Here is a 5,158-nt window from a genome sequence, read left to right on the forward strand (position 1 = left end):
TGGCCGAGCAGGCGCCGGACGCTGACCCCGAGCCAGCGGCAGAACGCCGGATTGGCCCCCTGGATGCGGCCGTCCGCGCCACTCCACACCAGCGGCGTGGCCATCAGTTCCGGCGACGGGGTGAACTCGGCTGCGGTCATTGCACCAATATAGTGCAAAGCGACCGCGGCACGGCTTGTGCACCACCGGCAAAGCGCGGCCCCGGGCGCCTTCGGCATCCGCCGGGCCGCACCGATGCGACCGCGCAGGTCGCGTCGGTGCGGGCGCCTGTACCCCCTCCCCCGACAGGGAGAGGGGCTATGCTGCACCTCAGACCTCGTAGGCCGATTCGCATGAGTGGTGACGTCCAACCCGGTGCGTTCGGCATCCTCGCTGACCCGCAGGCCGACCAGCGCGCGCACCACCAGCAGGATCACCGCGGTGACCACGGCCGACCACAGCACGGTGAAGCCGACGCTGACCACCTGCACCCACACCTGGTGGGCGATATCCAGATCGGCCTTGGTGCCGCCCAGCGACTGCGCGCTGAACACACCGGTGAGGAGGGCGCCGACGATGCCGCCCACGCCGTGCACGCCGAACACGTCGGCGGTGTCATCGGCCTTCAGCAGCCGCTTCAACCCGGTAACACCCCAGACGCAGATGATGCCGGTGACAAAACCAATCACGATGGCACCCATTGGACCCACGCTGCCGCAGGCCGGGGTTACCCCGACCAGGCCGGCCACCGCGCCCGAGGCCGCCCCCAGTGCCGAGGGATGGCCCTTGGTGACGGCTTCCACCAGCGTCCAGCCCAACACCGCGGCAGCCGTCGCCAGCACCGTATTGATGAAGGCCAGCGCCGCCACGGTATCGGCGGCGGCCGCCGAGCCGGCGTTGAAGCCGAACCAGCCCACCCACAGCAGCATCGCGCCGATCCAGGTCAGCGGCAGGTTGTGCGGCTTCAGCGCGGTCTGGCCATAGCCGATGCGCTTGCCGACGAACCACGCCGCCACCAGGCCGGCGACACCGGCGTTGATGTGCACCACGGTGCCACCGGCAAAATCGATCGCGCCCATCTCACCGAGATAACCGCCGCCCCAGACGATGTGCGCCATCGGGATGTAGCTGAAGGTGAACCACAACGCCGAGAACAGCAGCACCGCGCGGAACCTGATGCGCTCGGCGAAGGCACCGACGATCAGCGCGGTGGTGATGCCGGCGAAGGTCGACTGGAAGGCCACGAACAGGAAGTCCGGCAGGCCGGCGATCGGCGTGTTGCCCACCGAGTCCGGGGTGAAGCCCTTGAGAAAGGCGAACTGGGTGAACGAACCGAAAAACGCGTTGCCGGCGCTGAACACCGCGCTGTAGCCATAGGCCACCCACAGCAGCAGCACCAGCGAGAACACCACCAGCACCTGGCTGAGCACCGACAGCACGTTCTTGGCGCGCACCAGGCCGCCGTAGAACAGCGCCAGGCCGGGCACCACCATCATCAGTACCAGCAAGGTGGCGGTGAGCATCCACGCCACATCGCCCTTGTCGAAGCCGGGCACTGCATCTGCCACCGCGGCTGCCGGGGCTGCGGCGGCATCCACCGCCTGGGCGTGCACTTCCGCTGCCGCCAGCGGCTGGGATTGTGCTGGCTGTGCCCAGGCGCTGCTGGAAAACATGCCCAGCATCGCCGCGCTGAGCAGGAAAGACAGGCACAGGCCTCCGAGCCGGGCGTTCAACCCGGTGAAAAATTCCGTTCGCATTGTCGACTCCGGTTGTGGGGGTGGAACCTGCCAGCGACCTCTTGTCACCTGGCGGTCGCTGCCGCCGGAGGACAGGTCGGGAGCGGGTTCTTCTTACAGCGCGTCGGCGCCTGTTTCGCCGGTGCGGATCCGCACCACCTGCTCAAGCGCGGTAACGAAGATCTTGCCGTCACCGATCTTGCCGGTACCGGCCGCCCCCTGCAGGGCTTCGATCACCGCCTCGACGTTGTCGTCGGTGACGGCGGTTTCGATGCGGATCTTGGGCAGGAAATCGACGACGTACTCGGCACCACGGTACAGCTCGGTGTGGCCCTTCTGCCGGCCAAACCCCTTGACCTCGGTGACGGTGATGCCGGAAACGCCAGCGGCGCCCAGGGCCTCACGCACGTCGTCGAGCTTGAACGGCCGGATGATCGCGGAGATCAGTTTCATGCGCATGTCCCGATGTGGAGGAGACCGGCCTGCGGCTGCGGGCCGGGATCGTGTCTTGCAGCTGCCGCGGTAGGGCCACTGCCTGTTGCGCCGAACGCTGCGAGACCTCGGCGGTGACGACCGGCGTTGCCCGCCGACCACCACGTGCCCACGGGCAGAGTCCTCACCCATGTCGCGCGCGGCGTGCGTTGCGCCTGCGGATGCGTTGACGGCGGTTGCAGCGCCCCTGCGCTCCCCGGGCAACAAAGGCGGCGGCGATGGCGAAGATGGGAGGGGGAAGGTCTTCGCCATCGCCACCTGACAACAGCGGCAAACGGTATCCGGTGATGCCGGCGGCCAACGCCCTGCGTGGGCCGCCGTTACTTCAGACGGTCCTCAGCTGGCGTAGTACAGCTGGTATTCCAGCGGGTGGGTCGCCGCGCGGAACGCGGTGACTTCCTTCATCTTCAACGCGATGTAGGCATCGATGAAGTCGTCGCTCATCACGCCACCGGCCTTGAGGAACTCGCGGTCCTTGTCCAGCGCTTCCAGCGCCTGGTCCAGCGAGGAGCAGACCTGCGGGATCAGCTTCTCTTCTTCCGGCGGCAGGTCGTACAGATCCTTGTCGCTCGGTGCGCCCGGGTCGATCTGGTTCCGGATGCCGTCCAGGCCGGCCATCATCAGCGCGGTGAAGGTCAGGTAGCCGGACTGGATCGGATCGGGGAAGCGCATCTCGATGCGGCGCGCCTTCGGATTGGACACCCACGGAATGCGGCACGACGCCGAACGGTTGCGGGCCGAATAGGCCAGCATCACCGGTGCCTCGAAGCCCGGCACCAGCCGCTTGTAGCTGTTGGTACCGGCGTTGGTGAAGGCGTTGATGGCGCGAGCGTGCTTGAAGATGCCGCCGATGTACCACAGCGCCATCTGGCTCAGGCCGCCATAACCGTCCCCGGAGAACAGGTTGGTGCCGCCCTTGGCCAGCGACTGGTGCACGTGCATGCCGCTGCCGTTGTCGCCGACCAGCGGCTTGGGCATGAAGGTGACGGTCTTGCCGTTGCGGTGCGCCACGTTCTTGATGACGTGCTTCATGCGCTGCAGTTCATCGGCCTTGGTCACCAGGGTGTTGAACTTGGCGCCGATCTCGCACTGGCCGGCATTGGCCACTTCGTGGTGGTGCACTTCCACTTCGATGCCGACCTTTTCCAGCACCTTGCACATCTCGGCGCGGATATCGTGCAGCGAATCGGTCGGCGGCACCGGGAAGTAGCCGCCTTTCACGCTCGGGCGGTAGCCGGTGTTGGTGCCGTCATAGCTCTTGCCGGTGTTCCAGGCGCCTTCCTCGGAGTTGATCTTGAAGAAGGTGTGGCCCATGTCGTTGGCGAACTGGACCGAGTCGAAGATGAAGAATTCCGGTTCCGGACCGAAGAAGGCCAGATCGGCGATGCCCGAGGACTTCAGGTAGACCTCGGCGCGCTTGGCGATGCCGCGCGGGCAGCGGCCGTAGCCCTGCATGGTGGCCGGATCGAGCACGTCGCAGATCAGCACCAGAGTCGGATCGGCGTAGAACGGGTCCACGTAGGCGCTGTCAGCGTCCGGCAGCAGCACCATGTCCGATTCGGCGATGCCCTTCCAGCCGGCGATCGAGCTGCCATCGAACATCTTGCCTTCCTCGAACAGCGACGGCTCGATGATCGACACCGGGAAGGTCAGGTGCTGCTCGATGCCACGCATGTCGACAAAACGCAGGTCGATGAACTCGATCTGGTTGTCCTTGATCAGCTTCTCAACGTTTTCCAGGGACATCGGGTGCAACCTCGGATGGATGATGTACGGGTACCTAAGCAGCTTGCATGCCAACTTTCAAACCATCGCAAGCGTTTGTTTTTATTGGATACAGCCGCCTTCCCGCGCGAGGCACTTGCACCAAAATAGTGCAAACCGCAGCTGAAGCACCAAACTGGTGCAACCACGGGCATGCACTATGCTGTCGGCGCCTTTTTCACACACTCTTTTCATGTCAGACCTGCTCTCCGCCCTGTTGCTGGGCATCCTCGAAGGCCTCACCGAATTCCTCCCCATCTCCAGTACCGGCCACCTGCTGATCTCCCAGCACTGGCTCGGTGCCCGTTCGGACTTCTTCAACATCGTCATCCAGGCCGGCGCGATTCTCGCGGTGACCCTGGCCTTCCGCGAGCGGCTGTGGACCTTGGCCAACGGCCTGGACCAGCGTGAGAACCGCGACTACGTGATGAAGCTGGGCGTGGCCTTCCTGGTCACCGCGCTGGTCGGGCTGCCGGTGCGGCTGGCTGGCTGGCAGCTGCCTGAAACCGTCACCCCCATCGCGTGGGCGGTGCTGATCGGCGGGGTCTGGATGCTGGTGGCCGAGCGCCTGGCGTCACGCCTGCCCGACAGCGAGACGGTGACCTGGAAAGTCGCCATCGCCGTGGGCCTGGCCCAGGTGATCGCCGGCGTGTTTCCCGGCACCTCGCGCTCGGCGGCGGCCATTTTCCTGGCCATGCTGCTGGGCCTGACGCGCCGCGCAGCCGCGGCCGAATTCGTGTTCCTGGTCGGCATTCCCACCATGTTCGCCGCCAGTGGCTACGCGTTCATGGAACTTGCCAGGGACGGAGCGCTCGGTAGCGAGAACTGGGGCGAGGTGGGCGTGGCCTTCGCCGCCGCGGTGGTCACCGGTTTCATCGTGGTGAAGTGGTTGCTGGACTACATCAAGCGCCGTCCCTTCACGGGCTTTGCGCTATACCGCATCGCACTGGGCATCGGCCTGCTGCTGTTTTTGCCTGCTGGAAACTGAATAGGCAAAACGTCGGCAACCCCGCCAGGTACGCCTGCCCGTTTACCGTGCCACCTCTTTCCAAAGCTCCAAGGAGTTCCCCATGAAGCGCATCCTCCTGCTGGCACTTCCCTTCGCCCTGATGACCGCCTGCAGCAATCCGCCGGCGACCACCGGTGAGGCGACCACCGCGCCAGCGGCCAGTGCGCCGGCCGCCGCC

The 5,158-nt window shown here is 65.8% G+C and carries 3 protein-coding genes and 2 pseudogenes; 1 reads left to right on the forward strand and 4 read right to left on the reverse strand.

Annotated elements, in window-relative coordinates; genetic code table 11:
- The 4 genes and pseudogenes from JCM9942_RS19660 to glnA form a co-directional block, all read right to left on the reverse strand.
- A pseudogene (locus tag JCM9942_RS19660) lies at positions 1 to 140 on the reverse strand (PAS domain-containing sensor histidine kinase); the annotation flags it as partial.
- Between the two features lie 169 nt (positions 141 to 309).
- Positions 310 to 1,736: pseudogene (locus JCM9942_RS10700) on the reverse strand (ammonium transporter).
- A gap of 93 nt (positions 1,737 to 1,829) precedes the next feature.
- Positions 1,830 to 2,168, reverse strand: a complete 339-nt coding sequence (locus tag JCM9942_RS10705) for a P-II family nitrogen regulator (RefSeq protein WP_054659584.1) — start codon at positions 2,166 to 2,168, stop codon at positions 1,830 to 1,832.
- A gap of 375 nt (positions 2,169 to 2,543) precedes the next feature.
- Positions 2,544 to 3,953, reverse strand: a complete 1,410-nt coding sequence (gene glnA, locus JCM9942_RS10710) for a type I glutamate--ammonia ligase (protein WP_054659580.1) — start codon at positions 3,951 to 3,953, stop codon at positions 2,544 to 2,546.
- A gap of 211 nt (positions 3,954 to 4,164) precedes the next feature.
- Between glnA and JCM9942_RS10715 the strand changes: the two genes are divergently transcribed.
- Positions 4,165 to 4,959: an undecaprenyl-diphosphate phosphatase gene (locus tag JCM9942_RS10715; RefSeq protein WP_054659582.1), complete on the forward strand. Its 795-nt coding sequence runs from the start codon at positions 4,165 to 4,167 to the stop codon at positions 4,957 to 4,959.
- Positions 4,960 to 5,158 lie beyond the last annotated feature (199 nt).

The organism is Stenotrophomonas pictorum JCM 9942, from assembly GCF_001310775.1.
Classification (GTDB): domain Bacteria; phylum Pseudomonadota; class Gammaproteobacteria; order Xanthomonadales; family Xanthomonadaceae; genus Stenotrophomonas; species Stenotrophomonas pictorum.